Source organism: Streptomyces sp. NPDC027663 (genome assembly GCF_055566415.1).
In genome coordinates this window covers 12,131-35,768 of record NZ_JBVHSK010000001.1, presented here as the reverse complement: position 1 = coordinate 35,768, position 23,638 = coordinate 12,131, and the positions used below count along the sequence as shown (strand labels likewise).

At 71.2% G+C, this 23,638-nt stretch carries 15 protein-coding genes; 8 read left to right on the top strand and 7 right to left on the bottom strand.

The genetic code is table 11. From position 1 onward, the window contains the following. Positions 1 to 20 precede the first annotated feature (20 nt). From ACZ4SF_RS00120 to ACZ4SF_RS00105, 4 genes are all read left to right on the top strand, one after another. Positions 21 to 2,231, top strand: a complete 2,211-nt coding sequence (locus tag ACZ4SF_RS00120; RefSeq protein WP_468376011.1) for a CDP-glycerol glycerophosphotransferase family protein — start codon at positions 21 to 23, stop codon at positions 2,229 to 2,231. After that, entirely contained in the window at positions 2,228 to 3,892 is a 1,665-nt protein-coding gene (locus ACZ4SF_RS00115) for a glycosyltransferase family 2 protein (protein ID WP_468376009.1), read from the top strand. The genes ACZ4SF_RS00120 and ACZ4SF_RS00115 overlap by 4 nt, the downstream gene beginning before the upstream one ends. A 60-nt stretch (positions 3,893 to 3,952) precedes the next feature. Further along, positions 3,953 to 5,182 (top strand): hypothetical protein, encoded by a 1,230-nt coding sequence (locus tag ACZ4SF_RS00110; protein ID WP_468376006.1) that lies wholly within the window; start codon positions 3,953 to 3,955, stop codon positions 5,180 to 5,182. A 92-nt stretch (positions 5,183 to 5,274) separates the two neighbouring features. Then, complete coding sequence (locus tag ACZ4SF_RS00105; RefSeq protein WP_468376003.1) at positions 5,275 to 6,546, top strand: hypothetical protein; 1,272 nt, start codon at positions 5,275 to 5,277, stop codon at positions 6,544 to 6,546. Between the two features lie 87 nt (positions 6,547 to 6,633). On the opposite strand, the gene ACZ4SF_RS00100 is transcribed toward ACZ4SF_RS00105, so the two are convergent. After that, positions 6,634 to 11,577, bottom strand: a complete 4,944-nt coding sequence (locus ACZ4SF_RS00100; RefSeq protein WP_468376000.1) for an NAD-glutamate dehydrogenase — start codon at positions 11,575 to 11,577, stop codon at positions 6,634 to 6,636. A 768-nt stretch (positions 11,578 to 12,345) separates the two neighbouring features. On the opposite strand from ACZ4SF_RS00100, the gene ACZ4SF_RS00095 reads away from it, so the two are divergent. After that, positions 12,346 to 12,912: a DJ-1/PfpI family protein gene (locus tag ACZ4SF_RS00095; protein WP_468375997.1), complete on the top strand. Its 567-nt coding sequence runs from the start codon at positions 12,346 to 12,348 to the stop codon at positions 12,910 to 12,912. Positions 12,913 to 13,154: 242 nt separating this feature from the next. On the opposite strand, the gene ACZ4SF_RS00090 is transcribed toward ACZ4SF_RS00095, so the two are convergent. Continuing rightward, complete coding sequence (locus tag ACZ4SF_RS00090) at positions 13,155 to 13,823, bottom strand: HAD family hydrolase (protein ID WP_468375995.1); 669 nt, start codon at positions 13,821 to 13,823, stop codon at positions 13,155 to 13,157. A gap of 48 nt (positions 13,824 to 13,871) precedes the next feature. Next, positions 13,872 to 14,384 carry a DUF6912 family protein gene (locus tag ACZ4SF_RS00085; protein ID WP_468375993.1) on the bottom strand — a complete coding sequence of 171 codons (513 nt, stop codon included), beginning with the start codon at positions 14,382 to 14,384 and terminating at the stop codon, positions 13,872 to 13,874. Between the two features lie 330 nt (positions 14,385 to 14,714). On the opposite strand from ACZ4SF_RS00085, the gene ACZ4SF_RS00080 reads away from it, so the two are divergent. Continuing rightward, entirely contained in the window at positions 14,715 to 15,374 is a 660-nt protein-coding gene (locus tag ACZ4SF_RS00080) for an Rv3235 family protein (protein WP_468375991.1), read from the top strand. 217 nt (positions 15,375 to 15,591) lie between these two features. Here ACZ4SF_RS00080 and secA read toward each other — a convergent pair whose 3' ends face one another. Beyond that, positions 15,592 to 18,402 (bottom strand): preprotein translocase subunit SecA, encoded by a 2,811-nt coding sequence (gene secA / locus ACZ4SF_RS00075; protein WP_468375989.1) that lies wholly within the window; start codon positions 18,400 to 18,402, stop codon positions 15,592 to 15,594. A 253-nt stretch (positions 18,403 to 18,655) separates the two neighbouring features. Here secA and ACZ4SF_RS00070 point away from each other — a divergent pair, with 253 nt between their 5' ends. Then, the gene (locus ACZ4SF_RS00070; RefSeq protein ID WP_468375986.1) at positions 18,656 to 19,225 is read left to right on the top strand and encodes a GNAT family N-acetyltransferase; all 570 of its coding nucleotides are present in this window, start codon (positions 18,656 to 18,658) and stop codon (positions 19,223 to 19,225) included. A 51-nt stretch (positions 19,226 to 19,276) separates the two neighbouring features. Then, on the top strand, positions 19,277 to 20,452 hold the full coding sequence (locus ACZ4SF_RS00065; protein ID WP_468375983.1) for a winged helix-turn-helix domain-containing protein: 1,176 nt from the start codon (positions 19,277 to 19,279) through the stop codon (positions 20,450 to 20,452). Between the two features lie 8 nt (positions 20,453 to 20,460). On the opposite strand, the gene ACZ4SF_RS00060 is transcribed toward ACZ4SF_RS00065, so the two are convergent. The 3 genes from ACZ4SF_RS00060 to ACZ4SF_RS00050 form a co-directional block, all read right to left on the bottom strand. Next, positions 20,461 to 21,207, bottom strand: a complete 747-nt coding sequence (locus tag ACZ4SF_RS00060) for a response regulator (RefSeq protein WP_468375980.1) — start codon at positions 21,205 to 21,207, stop codon at positions 20,461 to 20,463. A gap of 201 nt (positions 21,208 to 21,408) precedes the next feature. Beyond that, positions 21,409 to 22,101, bottom strand: coding sequence for a ribosome hibernation-promoting factor, HPF/YfiA family (hpf, locus tag ACZ4SF_RS00055; protein WP_468375978.1), 693 nt, complete (start codon positions 22,099 to 22,101; stop codon positions 21,409 to 21,411). A 313-nt stretch (positions 22,102 to 22,414) separates the two neighbouring features. Then, positions 22,415 to 23,284, bottom strand: coding sequence for a ComF family protein (locus tag ACZ4SF_RS00050; RefSeq protein ID WP_468375975.1), 870 nt, complete (start codon positions 23,282 to 23,284; stop codon positions 22,415 to 22,417). Positions 23,285 to 23,638: the final 354 nt, after the last annotated feature.

Genomic DNA, 23,638 nt, shown 5'->3' with positions numbered 1-23,638 from the left:
GAGCCGAAGGAGCCGCTGCGATGCCCCAGCTGAGCGTGATCGTCTACGGGCCGAACGCACAGGGGCATCTGACCGAGCTGCTGGACTCCTTGGCGGCCCACCCCCTCACCGACGCCGAGGTGATCGTCGCCGCGGTCGGCGACTGGGCACGGGAGGCGGCCGAGCACCACGCCCCGGAGATCGTCGTCGTCCCCCTCCCGGACGGCACCCGGGACGCCGCGGCCCGCTCGGCCGGTGCCGCCCGCGCGTCCGGCCGCTGGCTGCACTTCGTGCACGCCAAGGACGGACTGCCGGCCGGCGCGCCCCGCCTGATCGCCGAGCGGACCGCCGAACTGGACGCCACCGACACCTCACGACCCGTCGACGTACTCCTGTTCGATCACGTGACCACCACCTGGCGGACCGCCGCCGCCCCCTCCCGCGACGGCCGCCGGCTCGCCGCCGTCGGCCGCGCCGGTCGCCCCCTGCACGAGGCCGCCGACCTGTTGCGGCTCGCCCCGCTGCTCGGCAACCGGGCCCTGCGCACCGAGTTCTGGCGGGCGCACGAGGACCTGCTCACCACCGACGACGAACCGCGCGCCGCCCACGCGGCCCTGCTGCACGCCGGCCGCGTCGCCTGTCTGAACCAGGCCGCCTACGAGAACCGCGTGCTGCGCCCCGAGAGCCTGCCGCCGTTGGCACCCGAGGACCGGCTCGCGCTCATCGACCGCTACGAGTCCCTGCTCCCGCTCACCCGGGGCCGCCGGGCCGCCCGCGTGGTGCTGTACGACCTGATGGTGCGTGACCTGCTCCGCACCTTCGCCCGCGAGGACCTGCCCGACCCCGTGGCCCGCGAGTTCTTCCGCCGCGCCTCCCTGGCGGCCGTCCGCTGGCGCCCCGAGGGCCACCGACGCCCGGGGGGCCTGGAGGGCGTACGGCACGGGCTGCTGGAGGAGGGCGCGTACACCAGGTACCGGGCGTTCCAGGCCGCCAACCGGGCCCGCCGCGCCGCCCGCACGGCCGTACGCACCCGCAAGCGGCGGCTGGGCGCGAAGGTCCGCGACCACCAGTACCGGCGGGCCCTGAGCCGCTCGCTCGACCCGGACCTCGCCGTGTTCGCCGCCTACTGGGACCGCGGCGTGGCCTGCAACCCGGCCGCGATCGCCGCGAAGCTCGCCGAACTCGCCCCGCACGTCCGCCAGGTCTGGGTGGTGAACAAGGAGAACGCGGCCCTGCTGCCGCCCGGCACGGACCACGTCCTCCCCGGCACCCGCCGCTACTGGGAGACGCTGGCCACCGCCACGTATCTGACGAACAACGTCAACTTCCCCAACGCGGTGGTCAAGCGCCCAGGCCAGGTCCACCTCCAGACCCACCACGGCACCCCGCTCAAGCGCATGGGCCTGGACCAGATGGACCATCCGGCCGCCGCGAAGGGCCTGGACTTCGCCGCCCTGCTGGCGCGCATCGACAAGTGGGACTACAGCGTCAGCGCCAACAGCCACTCCACCCGTATGTGGGAGCGCGCCTACCCGGCCCGCTACACCACCCTCGACCACGGCTATCCGCGCAACGACGTCTTCTACCGCGCCGACGCCCGGGCGGTGCGCGCGGCCCGCGAACGCCTCGGCATCGCCCCCGGCCAGACGGCCGTCCTGTACGCCCCCACCCACCGCGACTACGAGGCCGGCTTCACCCCCCGGCTGGACCTCGCCGCCCTCGCCGACCGCCTCGGCGAGAACACGGTCCTCCTCGTCCGCGCGCACTACTTCTACGGCGGGGCCGCCTCCCCGCTGACCGGCCTGCGCCGCTCCGGCCGGATCATCGACGTGTCCTCGTACGACCCCGTCGAGGAGCTGTGCCTGGCCGCGGACGCGCTGGTCACGGACTACTCGTCGATCATGTTCGACTACGCCAACCTGGACCGCCCGATCGTGATCCACGCCGACGACTGGGAGACCTACCGCACCACGCGGGGCGTCTACTTCGACCTGATGGCCGAACACCCCGGCCAGGTCGCCCGCACCCAGGAGGAACTCACCGAGATCTTCCTCTCCGGGGCCTGGCGGGACGAGAGCGCGGCCAAGGCGCGGGCCGCGTTCCGGCGCCGGTTCTGCGAGTACGACGACGGGCGCGCCGCCGAACGGGTCGTACGGCGGGTGTTCCTGGGCGAGCCGGAGGAGTCGCTGCCGCCGGTGCTCCCCGTCGAGGACCGCACCCCCGCCCCGAGTCCCGAGGAGGCCGCGGCATGACCCGCCCCGACGTCACGGTCACGGTCATCGTGTACAACGACGCGGACCGCCTCCCCCGCGCCGTCGACTCGCTGCGCGCGCAGACGCACGCGAACATCGAGATCGTCATCAGCGACGACCACTCCACCGACGACACCCCGGCCGTGGCCCGGGCGCTGGCGGCGAAGGACCACCGCATCCGCTACGTGCGCCTGCCGGAGAACAGCGGCGGATGCAGCGCCCCACGCAACCGGGCCATCGAGGTCGCCCGGGCGCCGTACCTGATGTTCCTGGACAGCGACGACGAGCTCCCGCCGCGGGCGGTCGAGCTGCTGCTCGCGGCCCACCGCGAACGCGAGGTGGACTTCACCATGGGCGCGGTGCGCCGGGTCCGGGTGGACGGCGGGCGCCGCTCGACCTGGATGCCTCACCTGGTGCGCAAGCGCCGCACGGTCGAGGGCATCGAGGCGGATCCGCGGCTGCTCTTCGAGCACCTGTCGACCAGCAAGATGTACGCCCGCTCCTTCCTGGACCGCCACCGGCTGCGCTTCCCCGAGGGCATCCACTACGAGGACCAGCTGTTCTCGGCGCAGGCGTACTGCCTGGCCCGGGCGTTCACGATCATCCCGGACCCGGTGTACGTCTGGTACATCGAGCCGTTCGCCGCGGCGGACTCCGCCTCCATCTCCAACCAGCGGCACAAGATCGCCAACGTCCGCGACCGCGTGCACGTCCAGCGTCTGATCGACGACTTCCTGGTGAGCAGCGGGCACGCGGGGCTGCGCGAGGACAAGGACTACAAGTTCCTCAAGCACGACTTCCGGATGTACGCAGGCGACCTGCCCTACCGGGACGAGGAGTGGCTGGCGTCCTTCGCGGACGTCATGAACCCCTACCTGGACACGCTGTCCCCCGGCGCGTACGAACGGCTGCCGCGGCCCGACCGGGTGGTGCTGGAACTGCTGCGGGAAGGCCGCCCGGCCGAGGCACAGCTGGCGGCGCGCGGTCTGGGGCACGGGGTGGCGCCGCGACAGGTGACGGCCGACGGGACGGGCGTCCCGTACTGGGGCGGCAGCGTCCCGGCCACGGACCGGGCCCGCCGCGAACTCGACCTGTCCGAGCTCGAGCTGGACACCCGCCCCTTTCCCGCGGCCCAGTTCCGGCACGAGATCACGGAGCTGACCCCCGGCCCGGGAGCGTCCCTCGCCCTCGCGATCCGCACCTACGACCCCGGGCTGCGCCTGCCGGTCGGTCCACAGCGCGCCTGCCTGCTGCTGACACCCGGCCGGCGCCGGATGACGGTCCCCTTCCGCCTCGACCCGGTGCGCCCCGGCGTCTTCGAAGGCACCGTCCGCCTCGACCTGGCCGCCGCACCGCTCCCCCTCCAGGGCTTCGACGGCGTACGCCACCCCTTGGTCCGCCTCGACCAGCAGGGCCTGAGCAACACGGGACTGCTGCTGGCACCCCTGGCCTTCCCCACCTGCACGGCGCGCATCGACTACCGCTCCGGTGCCGCTCCCCACCGGCTCACCGTCGAACCGGAGGGCCGCAACCCCGGCCGCCTCCAGCTTCGCTGGCGGCCGGTGGGGGTGACCGCTCGGGTGATCCGTCCGGTGGTCCGACGGGTGGCCCGGCCGCGGGTACGGAGCGCCGCGCGGCTGGTTGCGAGTCTGTTGAGGTAAAAGCAGGCGCAGGACACCTTTTCCGCCGGTCGTACCGCACAGCACTCACGTGGAGTTCCCGTGGCCCAGCTGGTCCCTCCGTCCGCCGCAAGCAGTCTCGCGCCGTCCGGCGGTGCACCGGGCGGCTGGTGGACACGGCTCTGCTCGGCGATGCGCCGGCACCCCGTACGCATCACGTTCGTCCTACGGGAGACGTGCGTGGCCGTGGCGCTCTACCTGACGCTGTCCGTCCTCGGTTTCGTCGTCCTGCTGCTGCTGAACCGGCACCTGGGCCACAGCGTGACGAGCCTGCTGCAGCGCTGGGACGCGGCCAACTACCTGTCCGTGGCCGCGCACGGCTACCCCGACCGGCTCCCCCGCCGCGCCGACGGGCTGCCCGGCTACAGCACGCTCGCCTTCTTCCCCTTCGTCCCCGGGCTGATCCGCGGACTGCACCTGATGACGGGACTGTCCTTCGCCTACGCCGGGGTGCTGATCTCCTGGGTCGCCGGGGCAGTCGCGGCGAGCGGGGTGCACACGCTGGCGCGGGCCGTCGTCGGCTCCCCCGCCGCCTACGCGTGCGTGGCCCTGTGGGCCGGTTCGCCGTACGCGTTCGTGCTCTGGATCCCCTACTCGGAGGCCGTCTTCACCGCGATGCTCATGTGGACGCTGGTGGCGCTGCTCGCCCGGAGCTGGGTGACGGCGGGGCTGCTGTGCGCCGTGGCCGGAACGGTACGCCCCACCGCGTCCGTGCTCGTCGCGGTCGTCGCCCTGACAGGGCTCACGGCGCTGGTCCCCCGCGGCGACGGCCTGCGGCCGCTGGCCGCGACGGTGCTCGCCCCGCTGGGCCTGATCGGCAGCTGGCTCTACCTCGGCAGCAGGATCGGCTCGGTCACGGGCTGGTTCGAGGCCCAGAAAGCCTGGGGCCAGTCCTTCGACTTCGGCGCCGGCACCCTCGACTTCCTGGACCACGCCATGGGGGCGCACTCGCCCGACATGCGGTACGTGACCGTGCTCATGACGATGGCCGCCGTCGCCATCGGAGTCGTCGCGCTGGTCATGAACCGGCGGGTGCCCTGGCCCCTGGTGCTGCTCGTGGCGGCCTCCTGGGTGCTGCTGGTCGGCGTCTCCGGAGCGCCGTTCTCCAAGCCCCGCTTCATGCTGCCGTTCCTGCCGGTCCTGTTCCTGCTGCTCGCACCTTCCCTCGCCAGACTCCGCTGGCCGGTACGCCGGCTGATGTACGTGAGCGGAGCGGCGTTCGCCGGCTGGTACGGCGCCGGCCTGCTCGTACTCTTCCGCCCGGCACCCTGACACCCGGTTCGCCGGAAACCGCATCGATATGCTGGGTTGTCGCGAAATGCCCGGCTACCCCATATTCTCGGACGACCGGACGGGAGAGACCATTGGACGGCGCAACGGCTTCCCCGGCCCGGCTGCGCACACTGCCCGCGCTCGCCGCCGTGATCTTCCTCGCCCTGCACGTCTTCGCCTATCCGGCGACCCGGTTCTCCAACGACTCGTACCGCTATGCCCGTGAGGCCTACGAGTTCCTCGGCGACTCGCCCCAGCAGGCCCGGAAGAAGGCCCTGACGGCCTACTGCACCGACACCGCGGCGCTCGTGCACCGCAACCGGATGCTGGACCAGACGAAGTTCCGCGAGCCGGGCCGCGAGGCGGAATACCGGCGCAGCTGCGAGGCCGAGTACCGCAACGGCCTCGCCCCGGCCGGCCCGAAGTACGACCGCATCTTCCACACCCGGCCCGCCTACCCGCTGATGGCCGCGCCGTTCGTGGCGCTGCTCGGCGCCAAGGCGGGCCTGACCGCGGTGGCGCTCGCCTTCACGGCGGCCGCCGGATTCCTCGTCTGCCTGCTGCTGCGAGCCCTGCGCGCGCCACCGCCGGCCGCCGTGCTCGGCCAGCTCCTGTACTACGTCACACCGCTCGCGATGTGGGGCGGCCGCCCCCTGTCCGAGGGGCCGGTGGTCGCCCTGATGACGGCCATGCTGCTGGCCTCGGTCTGGCTGCTGCAGAACCGCATCGCCCGGGGCACCCTGCTCTTCTGCGGGGCTCTCGCCCTCGGGTTCGCCGTCAAGTACTCGAGCTTCCTGATCGTGGCGCCGTTCCTGACGGCAGCCGCGTACGCCGCCCTGCTCTTCGTCCGGCGCACACGGCACCGCGGCACCTGGACGCTGGCCGTGCTCTCGACGGCCGGCACACTGGCAGCGGTCGTCGTCAGCAGGGTGCTCCGGCTGCCCGGCATGACCGACTCGCTGCAGGACATGTTCACCCTGCACTGGACCCACCCCAAGGTCGCCGCCCCCTGGCGCTCGCTCGTCCGCCTCGACATCAACTACTGGTGGCAGTGGCTGCAGAAGGAAGCCCTCGCCCCGCTGCTGCTCACGCTGCTCGCGTTCGGCGCGTGGGGGGTGTGGAAGCGCTCGGTCCCGGTGGCCCTGTGCGTCCTGGCGACGGGCCTGACCGGATTCGCGACCATGGCAGCCCACCCGCTGGCCGTGGAACAGGACCGGCTCTACGTCCAGGTCTGGCTCATCCCCGTGATCGGTCTGCCCCTCGCCCTCGAACGCCTGTGGCGGCGTGCGGCCCCGGCACAGTGCGTCCCCGGCGCCGGCAGCACCACCGAGGAACCGGCCGGCCCCGCCCGCTGCATCCACTGACCTGGCCCCGGTCCGGCCGCCGCTTCCCGGAAACGGTGAAGGCGCCCCGGACCGTCACCGGCCCGGGGCGCCTTCATCGCCGTACGGCTACGAGTGCGTGCGCAGCAGCGTCCGCATCGTGCGCATCGCCACCGACAGGTTGGCGAGGTCGAACGAGTCCGAACCGCGGATCTCGTCCAGCGTGGTGCGGGCGCGGCCCAGGATCGCCTGGTTCTTCTGCTCCCACGCCGTGAACCGCTGCTCAGGCGTCGAGGTGCCGTTGCCCGCCGCGAAGACGTCCGCGGTGAGCGCCGCGTGCGCCGCGTAGAGGTCCTCGCGGATGGAGGCGCGGGCCATGGACTGCCAGCGGTCCTCGCGGGGCAGCTCGATGATGCGGTCCATCAGCTGGGTGATGTCGAGCCGGTCGGCGAGGTCGTAGTAGATCTCGGCGACGTCCAGCGGCTCCTTGCCCATGCGGTCGGCCACCGAGACGATGTCCAGCGCCGGGAAGGCCGAGGAGAACCCGGCCACGCGGGCGGCCAGTTCGTCCGGGACGCCGGCCGCGGACAGCTCGTCGTACACGTGCTGGTACCACTCCAGGTCCGCCCCGCGCAGCAGCTTCGGCATCTGCTGCCAGACCTGCTCGACGCGCTCGGCGAAGAACTCGACCGTCTCGGCGAGCTGCAGCGGCTGCGGACGGTTGTTGAGCAGCCAGCGGGTGCCGCGCTCGACCAGGCGGCGCGAGTGCAGCCGGATGCGGGTCTGGACGGCCGCGTCGACCTTGTTGTCCAGCGCCTCGACCGCGTCCCACACCGGCGCCGAGCGGAAGATCGCGCGGGCCGCGGTCTGGGCGCGGACGATCTCCTCCAGGGAGGCCCCGGTCTCCTCGCGCAGGCGGTGCAGATACGTCGTACCGCCCGTGTTGACCGTGTCGTTGACCAGCACGGTCGTGGTGATCTCGCGGCGCAGCGGGTGGTTGTCGATCGCCTCGGCGAAGCGCTCGCGCAGGGCCGTCGGGAAGTACGCGTGCAGCAGGCCGCGCAGGTACGGGTCGTCCGGCAGCGAGGTCTGCAGCAGCTCCTCGGAGACCGTGATCTTCGTGTACGCCAGCACGACGGCCGTCTCCGGGCTGGTCAGGCCGTGGCCCTGGGCGAGACGGTCACGGATCTGCCGGTCGGTCGGCAGGAACTCCAGCGCCCGGTCCAGATGGCCCTCGCGCACCAGGTGGCGGAGGAACCGCTGCTGGGCGTGGAGCATGGCGCTGGCCTGCGACAGGGCGTTGGCCAGGGCGGTGTTCTGCGCGTAGTTGTTGCGCAGGACCAGCGCGCCGACCTCGTCGGTCATCTCGGCGAGCAGCTTGTTGCGCTGCTTGACGGTCATGTCGCCGTCCGCCACCAGGCCGTTGAGCAGGATCTTGATGTTCACCTCGTGGTCGGAGGTGTCCACACCGGCGCTGTTGTCGATCGCGTCGGTGTTGATCCGGCCGCCGTGCAGCGCGAACTCGATCCGGCCCAGCTGGGTGAGACCCAGGTTGCCGCCCTCGCCGACGACCTTGACGCGCAGGTCCGCGCCGTCGACGCGGATGGCGTCGTTGGCCTTGTCGCCGACGTCCGCGTTCGACTCCGACGACGCCTTCACGTACGTGCCGATGCCGCCGTTCCACAGCAGGTCCACCGGCGACTTGAGGATCGTCTTCATCAGGTCGGCCGGGGTCATCTTGGTGACCTTGTCCGCGATGCCGAGGGCCTCGCGGATATGACTGTTCAGCGTGATCGACTTGGCGCTGCGCGGGAAGATCCCGCCGCCCGCCGACAGCAGCTGGGTGTCGTAGTCGGCCCAGCTGGAGCGGGGCAGCTCGAACAGGCGGCGGCGCTCGGCGTAGGAGGTGGCCGCGTCCGGCGTCGGGTCGATGAAGATGTGCCGGTGGTCGAAGGCCGCGACCAGGCGGATGTGCTCCGAGAGCAGCATGCCGTTGCCGAACACGTCACCGGACATGTCACCGATGCCGACGACCGTGAAGTCCTCGCTCTGCGTGTCCACGCCCAGCTCGCGGAAGTGCCGCTTCACGGACTCCCAGGCGCCGCGCGCGGTGATGCCCATGCCCTTGTGGTCGTAGCCGGCCGAGCCGCCGGAGGCGAAGGCGTCACCGAGCCAGAAGTTGTACTTCTCGGCGACCCCGTTGGCGATGTCCGAGAACGTCGCCGTGCCCTTGTCGGCCGCGACCACCAGGTAGGTGTCGTCGCCGTCGTGCCGCACGACGTCCTGCGGCGGCACGACCTCGCCGGCCACCATGTTGTCGGTGATGTCGAGCAGCGCCGAGATGAACGTCTTGTAGCTGGCGATGCCCTCGGCCAGCCACGCGTCCCGGTCCACGCTCGGATCAGGCAGCTGCTTGGCGACGAAGCCGCCCTTGGCGCCCACCGGCACGATGACGGTGTTCTTCACCATCTGCGCCTTGACCAGGCCGAGGATCTCGGTACGGAAGTCCTCACGCCGGTCCGACCAGCGCAGACCACCGCGGGCGACCTTGCCGAAGCGCAGGTGCACGCCCTCCACCCGCGGTGAGTACACCCAGATCTCGTAGGCCGGGCGCGGCGCGGGCAGGTCCGGGATGGCCTGCGGGTCGAACTTCATGGAGACGTAGTCGTGCGGCTGGCCGCCGAGCGCCTCCTGGAAGAAGTTGGTGCGCAGGGTCGCCTTGATGACGGTCAGGAAGGACCGCAGGATGCGGTCCTCGTCCAGGCTGGCGACCTGCTCCAGGGCCGCGTCCAGCTCCTCCAGCAGCGCGTCGGTGATCTCCAGGCCGGCCTGCTGCCGCTCCGGGGACATCCGCGCCTCGAACAGGGAGACGAGCAGCCGGGTGGTGTGGACGTTGTTGCGGAGGGTGTCCTCCATGTAGTCCTGCGAGAAGGTCGAGCCGGCCTGCCGCAGGTACTTGGCGTAGGCGCGCAGCACCATCGCCTGCCGCCAGTTCAGCCCGGCGCTCAGCACGAGGGCGTTGAAGCCGTCGTTCTCGGCCTGGCCGGTCCAGGTCGCGGCGAACGCCTCCTGGAAGCGCTCGCGGGCGTCGTCCGCCAGGTGGTCCGCGCTGTGGCCGCCGAGCGACTTCGGCATGCGCAGACCGAAGTCGTAGATCCAGGCGGTGGTGCGGTCCGCGCAGCGCAGCTCGTACGGCCGCTCGTCGGTGACCTCGACGCCCAGACGGCTGAGCACCGGCAGGACCTTGGAGAGGGAGACGGTACCCCCCTTCTGGTAGATCTTGAAGCGGCGCTCGTCGGGCGCGGCACCCACCGGCTCGTACAGGCTCAGCGAGAACGTCTTGTCCTCGCTCAGCTGCTCCAGGTGGACCAGGTCGGCGACCGCGGCACGCGGGGAGTGGTCGGCCTTGTAGCCCTCGGGGAAAGAGTGGTTGTAGCGGCGCAGCACCTCGGCCGCGTGCTCCTCGCCGCACTCGGCGGTCAGCGCCTCGGCGAACGCGTCGGCCCAGGAACGGGCGGCCTCCACCAGGCGGGCCTCGATGCGCTCCTTGTCGGCGTCCGACAGCTCGGGCAGCTCGGTGCCCTGCGGGACGCGGACGACGAAGTGCAGCCGGGACAGGATCGACTCGGTGTTCCAGGCGGTGAAGTCGACGCTGATGCCGCCCAGTTCCTCCTTCAGGATGTCGATGATCCTGAGGCGGACGCCGGTGGTGTAGCGGTCGCGCGGGAGGTAGACGAGGGCCGAGTAGTAGCGGCCGTACTCGTCCTGGCGCAGGTACAGCCGCAGCCGGCGGCGTTCCTGCAGGTAGAGCACGCTCGTGACGATGGACTGCAGTTCGGCGACGGGCGTCTGGAACAGCTCGTCACGCGGGTAGGTCTCCATGATCTGGAGCAGGTCGCGCCCGTCGTGGCTGTGGGGCGAGAACCCGGCGCGCGCCAGCACCTCGTCGACCTTGCGGCGCACCACCGGGACCCGGCGCACCGAGTCGGTGTAGGCGGCGGAGGAGAACAGGCCCAGGAAGCGGCGCTCGCCGACGACGTTGCCCTTCGCATCGAACTTCTTGACGCCGATGTAGTCCAGGTACGACGGCCGGTGCACGGTGGCGCGGCTGTTCGCCTTGGTCAGCACGAGCAGCTTGTGCTCGCGGGCCTTGGCACGGGCGTCCGCCGGGAGCCGCTCGAAGGAGGGGCTGACCGGGTGCTGGTCGTCCTCTGCGTGGTGCGGGTCCGAGCGCAGTATGCCGAGACCGGTGCCGGGCACGGCGGCAAGCGTGTCGTCGTCGCGCAGCTCGTACTCGCGGTAGCCGAGGAAGGTGAAGTGGTCGGCGGCGAGCCAGTGCAGCAGCTCGCGGGCCTCCTCGACCTCGGGCCGGGGCAGGTCACCGGGGACGGGCTCGCTCTGCAGGCCGTCGGCGATCCGGGTCGCCGCGTCGCGCATCTTCTCCCAGTCCTCGACGGCCTCGCGGACGTCGGACAGGACGCGCAGCAGGTCGCCGGTGATCTGCTTCAGGTCGGCGCGGTCGGTCTCCCGGTCGATCTCGACGTGGATCCAGGACTCGACGTGCGCGTCGTGCGGGAGCTCGCCGGTCGCCGGGGTCGGCAGCACCTCGATGAGCCTGCCGGTCAGATCACGCCGGACGACGATCTGCGGGTGGATGACGACGTGGATGCCGCGTCCCTGCCGGGTCAGCTCGTTGGTGACCGAGTCGACGAGGAAGGGCATGTCGTCGGTGACGACCTCCACGACCGTGTGGCTGCAGGTCCAGCCGTTCTCCTCCACGGTCGGGGTGTGCACCCGGACGTTCGCGGTGCCCTGCGGGCGGTTCTCGGCGAGACGGTAGTGCGAGACCGCGGCGCCGAAGACGTCGACCGGGTCGCGGTCGGTGAGGTCTTCCGGGGCGGTGTGCAGGTAGTAACGCTGGAGGAACGCGAGCACCGATTCCGTGTCCGGGGTGCCGGGAGTGCCCTCGCTCGTCGTCCCGGTCGGTAGGTGCCCCCCGACCGGGCTGTTCTCAGCAACCCGGGCGGCCCTCTCGAGCAGCTCGGCCTTGGCTTCGTCCAGCTTGGTCTGCATTGTCCTCTGGCTCCTGTCGCGCGCCGTTGCGTGACGTAGAAGGAAGTACGGTCTCTTTCCCTGCGACATAACGCCACGTCCCGGGGTGTCCGGTCAGTTCCGACGCTATGCCTCGAGGTGAGATGAGCGGGGGGTATTCGGCCATTGTCGACACGTCCGCCGGGTGTGACGCTGCTCTCGGCGCCACCGCATCCGGGATCGCCCTCGGCGCCCTGGGGGCGTTCGCGCCCCCGTCCCGCCCGCGAAGACCAGCGACCGCCGCCCGGTCACGGAGGTGTTCCGTGCAACCCGGGCGCAGGGCAGGGGCAGCGTCGCCCCCGCGAGATATCGCGCTGATCACGCCACAAGGCTATCGCCACTTACCCGGGGCCCGTCATGAGCCGTATGTGTACAAAACCAAGGGGTGAAGTTTGACGTTCTGCACAGCGGCGGGGTGGGGGCGGGTGACGTAACCGGCGAAGGGGCGGCGTGTCGGGTCGACAGGGCCCGGTCGCGCGGTGGCGGGGCGGGCGGCTGCGGGACTGTGCCGGGGGGGGGCGTCCTGCGGCAGGGTGGTGCGCCCGGTGTGGTGCACCCCGGGCGGCGCATCCGGTCGCGCCTGCGGCGCTGCGGTCGCACCCTGAAAGCGCCGGGCCCTCTTGGCAAGCGCGCCCGGCGGGGGCACGGTGCCCAGGACGGCGGAGGCGCGGTGCCCGGACGGTGTGCCCCCGCCCCGGAGTTCTGCCCACGCAGTCACAGAGCCCGGAGTCTGCCACTGAGGAGCCGACCATGCCCACGAAGATCCTGATCGTCACCGGCGACGCAGCGGAGTCCCTGGAGGTGCTGTACCCCTACCAGCGGCTGCGCGAGGAGGGCTACGACGTCCACATCGCGGCCCCCAGCCGCAAGACCCTCCGCTTCGTCGTCCACGACTTCGAACCCGACTACGACACGTACACCGAGAAGCCCGGCTACACCTGGCCCGCCGACCTGGCCTTCTCCGAGGTCGACCCCGGGGACTACGCGGCCCTCGTCATCCCCGGCGGCCGGGCCCCCGAGTACCTGCGCAACGACGGCGAACTGCGCAAGATCCTCAAGGCGTTCTTCGACGCGGACAAGCCGGTCGCCCAGATCTGCCACGGCCCGCTGCTCACCGCCGCGATCGACTCCCTCCGGGGCCGCCGGGTCACGGCCTACCCCGCGCTGGAGCCGGACATGCAGGTCGCCGGAGCGAGCTTCCAGGACGCCGAGGCGGTCGTCGACGGCACCCTGGTCTCCGCCCGGGCCTGGCCGGACCACCCGGCATGGATGCGGGAGTTCCTGAACGTGCTGCGGTCCAAGGCGCCGGTGGGCTGAGCGGGCGCGGGCGCCTGCGGGTACGCCGCCCGGTGACGGGTCCGTCCCGCTGGTCGCCCGGTTCCCGTCGCAGGTACGTCGCCCGGTGACGGATCCCTCCCGACTGGTCGCCCGGTCCCCGTCGCAGGTACGTCGCCCGGTGACGGATCCCTCCTGACTGGTCGCCCGGTCCCCATCGCAGGTACGTCGCCCGGTGGCGGATGGCTGGTCGCCCGGTTCGCCGCGCCCCTGCGGGGGCGCTCCTAAGCGGCTATCCTCCGCGCCTCCGCCACCGCGTCGGCCAGCGTGTCCACCACCGGGACCCCGGCATCCTCCAGGCTGGCCCGGCTGTGCGACCCGCCGGTGTACAACACGGCCTGCGCTCCCACGTACCGCGCGGCGACCGCGTCGTCCGCCGCGTCCCCGATCACCACGGTCCGCTCCGTCGCCACCGCTCCCGCCAGTGCCTCCAGATGCCGCACCATGTGCTCGGCCTTGCTGCCGCCGGAGGGACCCGTGCGGCCGTCGACGCGTATGAAGTGCGCCTCGATCCCGAAGCCCCGCACGAGCGGCACCAGTTCCTCGTGCCCGTACATGCTCAGCAGTGACTGGCTGTGCCCCGCCGACCGCCACCCCGCGAGCAGTTCCTCCGCGCCCTCGGTGAGCCGGCACCGGACTCGGTGTTCGGAGTAGTGCCGGTGGAAGACCCCGTCCATCAGCTCCCACTCGGTGTCGGTCGGCAGCCGGCCGAGCAGCCGCTCGTAGAACTTCGGCACCGGTACGCAGTACAGCGAGCGGTACTGCTCCAGCGTGATCGGCGCGAGCCCCAGCTCGGCGAAGGCCGCGTTCGTCGCCCCGATGATCGCGTCATTGTCGTGGAACAGCGTCCCGTTCCAGTCCCAGACGATGTGCGCGCTTCCGTGCATCCCCATGTCCAAGACCGTACCCGCCGCCACTGACAATCACGGCTGCGGCCCAGGTCAGACCCGTCCGACCAGGTGGGGAATCTCCTGCGTGGCGTACCAGAGCAGCTCGTGGTCGTCCGCCCCGTCCACGACGAACTGCGCGGCGTCGTCCCCGCCGTCCGCCGCCTCCAGCGCCTGTGCCGCCGCGGTCACGTCCGCCTCCGCGTCGTCGGCGTCGGCGTGCACGGAGGCCGCCTTCGCGAGCGGCACCGTCGCGGTCACGGTCACCTCACCCAGGGCGGACGGTTCGAGCGCGCGGTCCGGGTCGACGCGCACGGCATTGTCGGACACGTCCACGGCGACCACGACCCGGCGCCGTACCGCACCGGGATCGGCCGCCAGGAGCCGCAGCGAGGCCAGCGCCGCCCGGCCGAGCGCCGCGTACTCCAGTTCCTCGACGTCCTCCGAGAGGTACCACTCGCGCAGCGCGGGCGTGACGGCATACGCGACGAACGGGCCGCTCCCCAGCTCACCCGTCTTGTACGCCTCGGCGAGAGCGGGGAGGGTCAGGGGGACGTAGACGCGCATACGGGCCGCTCTTTCCTGGTCGAAGGTGCCGCTGGAGCCCCGGGGAGAGCGGCTGGCGCGTCTCCCGGAGGGCCTTCAGGATACGTGCGCCCGTCCCCTTTCGGGCCCCTCTCCGCACCCACACAGGCGTCACCTCCACGCCCGGAACTCACCCTCTTCCACCGCTCGTTCTCGGGCTCCAGACCTCCCGCCCTCCCTCGGATAGGTGAACGTTCCGGCTCCTCCGCCGCGCTCCGCGGCTTCCTTGCGGGCCCCTCCCTCACCCCGTACAAGAACCCCGACAGCGAGTTACCGCCCGGTATCACCCGGGCCCGCCGAACGGGGACCCCCATGAACAAGGTCATGAGCCGCACCGCCCAGCCCCGCCCGCGGCACCGCCCGCCGACCCGCCGCGACTCCCGCCGCCCCGGCGGCGCCCCACCCCGCACGCCCACCCGCCCGACGGCCACCACCCGCTTGACGGTTGCCACCCGCCCGACGGCCGGCACCGGTCCGACGGCCATCACCGGTCCGTCGGCCGGCATGCGCCCGGAGGTGGCTCGTACCGGGCCGAAGACGCCTCGTACCGGGCCCGTCGGGCCCCGCAGCGCGCCCGAGACGCTCCGTACCGGGCCGGGAAGGCCTCAGTCCGCACCCGAGACGCCTCGTACCGCGCCCGGGACGGCCGTTCGGCAGCTGCGCCCCACCGACCTCTTCGCCGACCGCCTGCTGGCCGTCCTGAGCGGTCGGCGCCCCGTCCACTGGATGCTTCGCCACACCGCGGGCCGCGCCTACGACGAGCTGGCCCGCCTGGCCGAACGCAGCCCCCTGCGCAGCCTCGGCCCCCGCCCGGTCGTCCACGACATCGGCTACTACGTCCCCAGCGAAGGCGCCCTGGAGGTCTTCGCCCGCATCGCCGCCGGCGACCAGCTACGGGCGATGGCCTTCCGCCTGGAGCTGGGCAAGGACCTCCGCTGGCGCTGCACGGCGGTGGAAACGGGGACGCGGTAGCCCAGCGGACAGGCGCACCCACGGCGCAGCGGCGGCCGGTCGTACCCAGCCGCGGGCAGCCGTGCCGCATGGCGACACGGAAGTGCAGGGCACCCGGAAACCGGAGGAGCCGGGCTCCGGGAAAACAGAGGAGCAGGGCTTCCGGAACATGGAAGGGCCGGGCTCCCCGAGAGGAGACCCGGCCCTGAACCAACGGCGTGAGCGCCGCGGGCGACCGTTACTTCTTACGGCGCCGGCCGCCCTTCGCCTGGCGCCGCCGCTCGGCCCGGGTGAGCCCGTCCGCCTCGGAGCGCACCGGCTCGTCGTCCTCGAGGTCACGCTCGACGATGCCGCCCTCACCGTCCACGGTCGGCGCGGAGAAGTGCAGATCCCGCCGCTGCGGAACGTCCAGCCCCTTCGCACGGATCTCCGGACGCGCACCCGCCTGCGCCGGCACGGTGTCCTGGACGCCCTCGGCGACCGGCTGGGCCTCCTCTACCGGGACCTCCTCGACCTGCTGCTCGACCTGGACCTCCAGGTTGAACAGGTAGCCGACGGACTCCTCCTTGATGCCGTCCATCATCGCGGTGAACATGTCGAAGCCCTCGCGCTGGTACTCGACCAGCGGGTCCTTCTGCGCCATCGCGCGCAGGCCGATGCCCTCCTGGAGGTAGTCCATCTCGTAGAGGTGCTCGCGCCACTTGCGGTCCAGCACCGACAGCACGACCCGGCGCTCCAGCTCACGCATGATCTCGGAACCGAGCTGCGCCTCACGGGCCGCGTACTGCTCCTGGATGTCTTCCTTGATGGACTCCGAGATGAACTCGGCGGTCAGACCGGCCCGGTCACCGGCCGCCTCCTCCAGCTCATCCACGGTGACCTTCACCGGGTACAGCTGCCGGAAGGCGCCCCACAGCCGGTCCAGGTCCCAGTCCTCGGGGAAGCCCTCGGCGGTCTCGGCTGCGATGTACGCGTCGATCGTGTCGCCCATGAAGTGCTGGATCTGCTCCTGCAGGTCCTCACCCTCCAGGACACGCCGGCGCTCGCCGTAGATGACCTCACGCTGCCGGTTGAGCACCTCGTCGTACTTCAGGACGTTCTTACGGGTCTCGAAGTTCTGCTGCTCGACCTGCGACTGCGCGGAGGCGATCGCACGCGTGACCATCTTGTTCTCGATCGGCACGTCGTCCGGCACGTTCGCCATCGACATGACGCGCTCGACCATCTGGGCCTTGAACAGGCGCATCAGGTCGTCGCCGAGGGAGAGGTAGAAGCGGGACTCGCCGGGGTCACCCTGACGGCCGGAACGGCCGCGCAGCTGGTTGTCGATCCGCCGGGACTCGTGCCGCTCTGTACCCAGCACGTACAGGCCGCCGAGCTCCTCGACCTCGTCCTTCTCGGCCTTGACGGCCTGCTGGGCCTTCTCCAGGGCGGCGGGCAGGGCGTGCGCCCACTCCTCGATGTGCTCCTCGGGGTCGAGGCCGTGCTGGCGCAGCTCCGCCTCGGCCAGGTCCTCGGGGTTGCCGCCGAGCTTGATGTCCGTACCACGGCCGGCCATGTTGGTCGCCACGGTCACGGCGCCCTTGCGGCCGGCCTGGGCGACGATCGACGCCTCGCGCTCGTGGTGCTTGGCGTTCAGCACCTCGTGCTGGATGCCGCGCTTGCTGAGCTGCTGCGAGAGGTACTCCGACTTCTCGACGGAGGTGGTGCCGACGAGGATCGGCTGGCCCTTCTCGTGCTTCTCGGCGATGTCGTCGACGACCGCCTCGAACTTGGCGACCTCGGTGCGGTAGATCAGGTCCGACTGGTCCATGCGGACCATCGGCTTGTTGGTCGGAATGGGGACCACGCCGAGCTTGTAGATCTGGTGGAACTCGGCGGCCTCGGTCATCGCCGTACCGGTCATGCCGGAGAGCTTCGAGTAGAGACGGAAGAAGTTCTGCAGGGTGATCGTGGCGAGCGTCTGGTTCTCGTCCTTGATGTCCACCCCTTCCTTCGCCTCGATCGCCTGGTGCATGCCCTCGTTGTAGCGGCGGCCGGCGAGGATACGGCCGGTGTGCTCGTCGACGATCATGACCTCGCCGTCGATGACGACGTAGTCCTTGTCCTTCTTGAAGAGCTCCTTGGCCTTGATGGCGTTGTTCAGGTAGCCCACGAGGGGGGTGTTCACCGACTCGTAGAGGTTGTCGATGCCCAGCCAGTCCTCGACCTTGCTGACACCGGCCTCGTGAATGGCGACCGTGCGCTTCTTCTCGTCGACGTCGTAGTCGCCGGTCTCCTCGAGACCCTTGAGCGGGTTGCCGGCCTCGCCGCGCTTGAGGCGCGTGACCAGCTTGGCGAAGTCGCCGTACCACTTGGTGGCCTGGTCGGCCGGGCCGGAGATGATCAGCGGCGTACGGGCCTCGTCGATGAGGATGGAGTCGACCTCGTCCACGATGGCGAAGTTGTGGCCCCGCTGCACCAGCTCGTCCTTCGACCACGCCATGTTGTCGCGCAGGTAGTCGAAGCCGAACTCGTTGTTCGTGCCGTAGGTGATGTCGCACGCGTACTGCTCGCGGCGCTGGGCCGGCGTCATGTTGGCGAGGATGCAGCCGACGGACAGGCCCAGGAACTTGTGGACGCGGCCCATCATCTCGGAGTCGCGCTCGGCCAGGTAGTCGTTGACCGTGATGAGGTGGACGCCGTCCCCGGACAGGGCGTTCAGGTACGCGGGCAGCGTGCCGACGAGGGTCTTGCCCTCACCGGTCTTCATCTCGGCCACGTAGCCGAGGTGGAGGGCGGCACCACCCATCATCTGCACGTCGTAGTGGCGCTGGCCGAGGACGCGCTTGGCGGCCTCGCGCACGGTGGCGAACGCCTCGGGGAGCAGGTCGTCCAGGCTCTCTCCGTCGGCGTACCGCTGCTTGTACTCCTCGGTGAGGGCTCGCAGCTCGGCGTCGGAGAGGTCGACGAAGTCCTCTTCGATGGAGTTGACCTGGTCCGCGATGCGGTGCAGCTTGCGCAGGATCTTGCCTTCGCCTGCACGCATGATCTTCGAGAGGACGGACACGGGGGCTGGTCTCCTTGCCGGTCGGGCCTGGGACGGTCGGTTTTCCTTCTACATACTGAGCAACGGCCATCGTATGCGAGGACCCGGCTGCGCCGGGAGGGCCTGGCGGTCTGGCGGCTGCTTCACCCAGGACAACGGACGGGGAATCCGGATAGTGCCGCATCGGCGCAAGGAAATGTGCGAAATGTGATCGCGCGCTCACGGATCGCGCAAACGCATGGCCGCCTCGGCGCGCTCGGATCAGAATCGGCCGATGGAACCCGTCACGCTCACCACCGACCGTCTCCGCCTGCGCGCCGTCGGACCGGACGACACCGAGGCGGTGTACGCGGCCGCCCAGGATCCCGACATCCAGCGCTGGACCACGATCCCCTCGCCCTACCTGCCCGAACACGCGCGCGGCTTCACGGAGGAACTGGTTCCCGACGGCTGGTCGCAGGGTTCGGCGTTCGCCTTCGGCGTGTTTCTCGGCGGCGGGGAACTGGCCGGCGTGCTCGACCTGACGATGCGCGGGCCGGCCGTGGCCGAGATCGGTTTCTGGGCGGCCAGGGAACACCGCGGCCACGGATACATCACCGAGGCCGCGCTCACCGCCTGCCGCTGGATCTTCACCACGGTCGGCGTCGACCGGGTCGAATGGCGCGCCGAGGTCGGCAATGTCGCCTCCCGCGCGGTGGCAGAACACGCGGGTTTCACCGTCGAGGGCACCCTGCGTTCCGCGCTCAACAACAAAGGGGTACGACGGGACTGCTGGGTCGGCTCCCTGCTCCCCTCGGACCTGGGCCTGCCGTCCACAGCCCCGTACCTGCCCGCGCGTTCCTGAGAAAGCGCAGCTCAGGACGGACTGTCAGTGGCACCCTCTATCGTCCGACACATGACGACCCTTCCGCGCCCGACCACCACCCTCACCGCGGACGACGCCCGCCGTATCGCCCTGCGGGCCCAGGGCTTCCTCGGCGCGCCCGACCGGCGGTCCGGTGTCCGCGGGGTGCTGCGCCACCTCGGCGCGGTCCAGCTCGACACGATCTCGGTCCTCGCCCGCTCCCACGAACTCGTGCCGTACGCGCGCCTGGGAGCGGTGGGCCGCAAGACCGTGGAGGCCGCGTACTGGTCGGACGTCCATGCCTTCGAGTACTGGTCGCACGCGGCCTGCATACTCCCCATCGAGGAGTGGCCGCACTTCGCCTTCCGCCGTCGCGCCTACCGCAACCGCCCGCACTGGAACCACGAACTCCCCGACGGCGCCTACGACCAGGTCGTCAAGCAGTTGCGCGCGGAGGGCCCGCTGACCGCCACGGAGCTGGGCGGCGCGAAGAAGACGAACGAGTGGTGGGACTGGTCGGGCACCAAGGTCGCCGTGGAGCGGGCGCTGATGTACGGCGAGGTGGTGTGCGTGGAGCGGCGCGGCTGGAAGCGGGTCTACGACCTGGCCGAGCGCGCGGTCCCGCAGGCACTGCTGCACGACGAGCTGGACGACGCCGAGTGTCTGCGCCGGCTGGTCCGGCTGGCCGGTGAGTCCCTCGGTGTCGGCACCCGCGCGGACATCGCCGACTACCACCGCCTCAAGGGCGAGCAGGTCGACGCGGTGATCGCCGACTCGGGTCTGGTGCCGGTGGAGGTGGAGGGCTGGTCCAAGCCGGCCTGGGCCGATCCGCAGGCTCTGGCGACGCCGCCACGCGGCCGGCACCGCACCACGCTGCTGTCGCCGTTCGACTCGCTGATCTGGGAGCGGGCGCGGACGGAGCGGATCTTCGGCTTCAGTCATCGTCTGGAGGCGTACGTCCCCAAACCGAAGCGTGTTCACGGCTACTTCGCGATGCCGGTACTCGCCGGCGGCCGGCTGGTCGGGCGTGTCGACCCGGCCCGTGAGGGCCGCACGCTGGTGGCCAGGCAGGTGACCCTGGAGGGCCCGAAGGCGGTCCCGGGGGTCGCCCAGGCTCTGGTCGAGGCAGCGGCATGGGTGAACTGCACGGACGTCCGTGTGGAGCGCGTGGACGCAGCCGAGCTGCGCGAGCCCCTGGCCAGAGAACTCGCCGGTCTGCTCGGATAGCCGCCGCCCTAGCGGATCTCGAGGATCTTCTCCCGCATCGCGTAGACCACGGCCTCCATCCTGGAGTGCAGCTGCAGCTTCTCCAGGATGTTGCGGACGTGGTTCTTCACGGTGTTCTCGGAGATGAACAGCTCCTTGGCGATGTCCCGGTTGTTCATCCCGGTGGCGACGAGCTTGAGCACCTCCAGTTCCCGGTCGGTCAGCCGGGGCGCCGGCACCAGCCGGCGCTCGTCGGTGCGCTGGATCATCGACTTGAACTCGGTGAGGAGTTTCGACGCCATCGACGGGCTGATCTGCGACTGACCGTCGGCCACCGCGCGAATGGCGGTGGCCACCTCGTCGGTCGAGATCTCCTTGAGGAGGTATCCCGTGGCGCCCGCCTTGATCGCCTCGTAGAGGTCGGCCTCCTCGTCGCTGATCGTCAGCATGATGATCTTCGCGCTGGGGGCGACCTCCTTGATGGAGGTGCAGGCCTCGATGCCGCCGCGTTTGGGCATGCGGACGTCCATCAGCACGATGTCGGGCAGCAGGTCGGCGGCCTTGTCCACGGCCTCGGCGCCGTCACCCGCCTCGCCGACGACCTGGATGTCCTCCTCGGCCGCGAGCACGATCTCCAGACCCCGCCGGAAGAGGGCGTGGTCGTCCACGACCAGGACTCTGATCGGCTCCTTGCGCGGAGAGCCGGCGCCCTGGCTCATGCCGATGTCATGGTCGTCGGCAGCCCCGTCCCGCATCGGTCCGAAGGTGTCCGCCATCGTTCCTCCCCCTGAAGGCTGTGGCCTGTGGTCCTGTGCCATCGCCAACCCAAGGCAGCGGCCCACCGGTTGGGCCGGTGTGGCCATGATTTCATGCCCGGGCGTCACCGGGGTGACGTGCGGGGCGCGAAGTGGTCGCACACCGGTGCCCCTGGGGGCGCACACGCGCTCCAGGGGCACCGGATCAGCTTCGGCCGGGCGTCAGCCGCCCAGCGTGCCCCCTGCCGCGTGGGGCTGTGCCTCAGTGACCATCGGGTCCGTGCTGAGGTGGATCACGCCGTAGTCGTAGGCGTGGCGCCGGTAGACGACGCTCGGCTCCTTGGTTTCGGAGTCGACGAACAGGTAGAAGTCGTGGCCGACCAGTTCCATCTCGTAAAGAGCCTGGTCGAGGCTCATCGGGGAGGCGACGTGGGTCTTCTCGCGGACGACGAGGGGGCCTTCGCCCTTGACCTCCAGCGGGCCGATCTTCTTGGTCGGCACGCCCTCTGTCTCCTCCGCCTGGACGAGAAGGCCGTCGCCGTTCAGCGTCGCCACGCCGGGGACGTGGTCGGCGACCTCTGCTGCCGGGATCCGGCGCGCGCCTCGGCGCGAGAACCGCTTGTCGTGCTGCTTGCGCAGCCGCGCATCCAGCTTTTCCGCCGCCATGTCGAGTGCCACGTACGGGTCGCTGGCCGCTGCCTCCGCCCGGATCACCGGACCGCGGGTGCGGAGCGTGATCTCCACCCGGTCACTGCGGTCGGCCTGTCGCGGGTTCGGCTCCTTGGACACCTCGACGTCGAGGCTGATCACCTTGGCATCGAGCCTCTGGATCTTCTCCAGCTTCAGCTTCTCGGCCACGTGCTTGCGGAACCGCTCGGGCACCTCGGTCTTGCGGCCTTTGACGACGATGTCCACGCAGAACTCCGTTCCCGGATCGCTCCGCTGCATCGGCGGAGCATCTCCCTTTTGCACCAGGTCCGGTGATCACCGGACCTCGGACTCGGTGACTTCCACCTCCTCCTCCCCCATTGGGCGAGATCTGCACCCCACCGGCGCGGGTGATTGCGGAAAACCCGCAGCGCGGCATTCGGATATGAGAGGTGTGGCCTGCGCCTTTCCTCACAACCGAACATATCTCGCCCGGACGGATGTCGTCACCCTCTACTACGGCGTACCTCCGTTCAGGTGAATTACCCGTCTCACTACCTGCAACGATGCAGGTCGACGGTCAGTTCCTGCTTATTTCGAAAGAATCTAGAGGGGCGGCGATCACGGCGGCGCTGACAACCTGCCCGAAGGCGTCCGGCACCACCATTTCAGGTGCAGTGTGCATCCACTCGGTCCTCTCCGGCCCGGCGCTGATCCGTCGTTCCTCCCTACCTTCCCGAGTTGCGGCCGCATACACGACCGCACCGCCATCACGACGGGATACCGCCGCCTCCCGCAGCGCCCGCGCCGCCTCCGCGAGACTGGCCCCCGTCGTCATGAGGTCGTCGACCAGGACGATGCGGCCCGCACCGAGCAGCCGGCCGCCCCCGGCGGTCACCTCCAGCGCGCCCGCGACGTTCTCCAGGCGCCGCCGCGCGTTCAGGCCGGCCTGGTCCGCGACGGCGCGCCGCTGGCGCAGCACGGCCGCCACCAGGGCCCGTGTCCCGGTGCGCCGCAGCTCCCCGGCCGCCGCGAGCGCCATCCGCCGCACCGGATCGTGCCCGCGCGCCCGCACGGCCCACCGCGCGGAGGGCACGGGAACCAGCAGAACGGGCCCGCTCCCGGGCCGCCCGCCCGGTTCCGTACGCGCGCCGCGCCTGCCCAGCCCCGCCCGCACGGCTCCCGCCAGCGCCGTACCCAGCGTGCCGGCGAGCGCCAGCGCACCTCGCTCCTTGTGCGCCAGGAGCAGCGCACGCACCTCGTCCGCGTACGGAGCCACCGCGTACACCGCCGGCAGCCCGGCCGGCTCCGGCACCGGCCGCGCCCGCCGTGCCGCGCCGCCGTCCAGCGCGGCCCGGCACCGCGGGCAGAGCGCCGTACGAGGTGCCCCGCAGCCGGCGCAGTCGGCCGGGAGCACCAGGTCGGTGAGGTCCTGCCACCACCCCCGCATGCCCACCACTGTGCCAACGCCGACACGGACCGGCCACCCCTGTGGACAACGCCCTGTGGACAACTCGGAGCACCGCGCCCGACGCGTCACTCGCACGGGGGAAGCCCAGAGGAACACGGTCCTCGGGGCGCCGGGCGGGGCAGGGAACCGAGGGCGGGGCAGGGGAGGCCGGGCGGGGGGCGGGAACCGAGAGCGGGGCAGGGGAGGCCGGGCAGGGGGCGGGGAACCGAGAGCGGGCCAGGGAACGCCGGGCACGGGGCGGGGAACCGAGAGCGGGCCAGGGAACGCCGGGCACGGGGCGGGGAACCGAGAGCGGGCCAGGGAACGCCGGGCACGGGGCGGGGAACCGAGGAC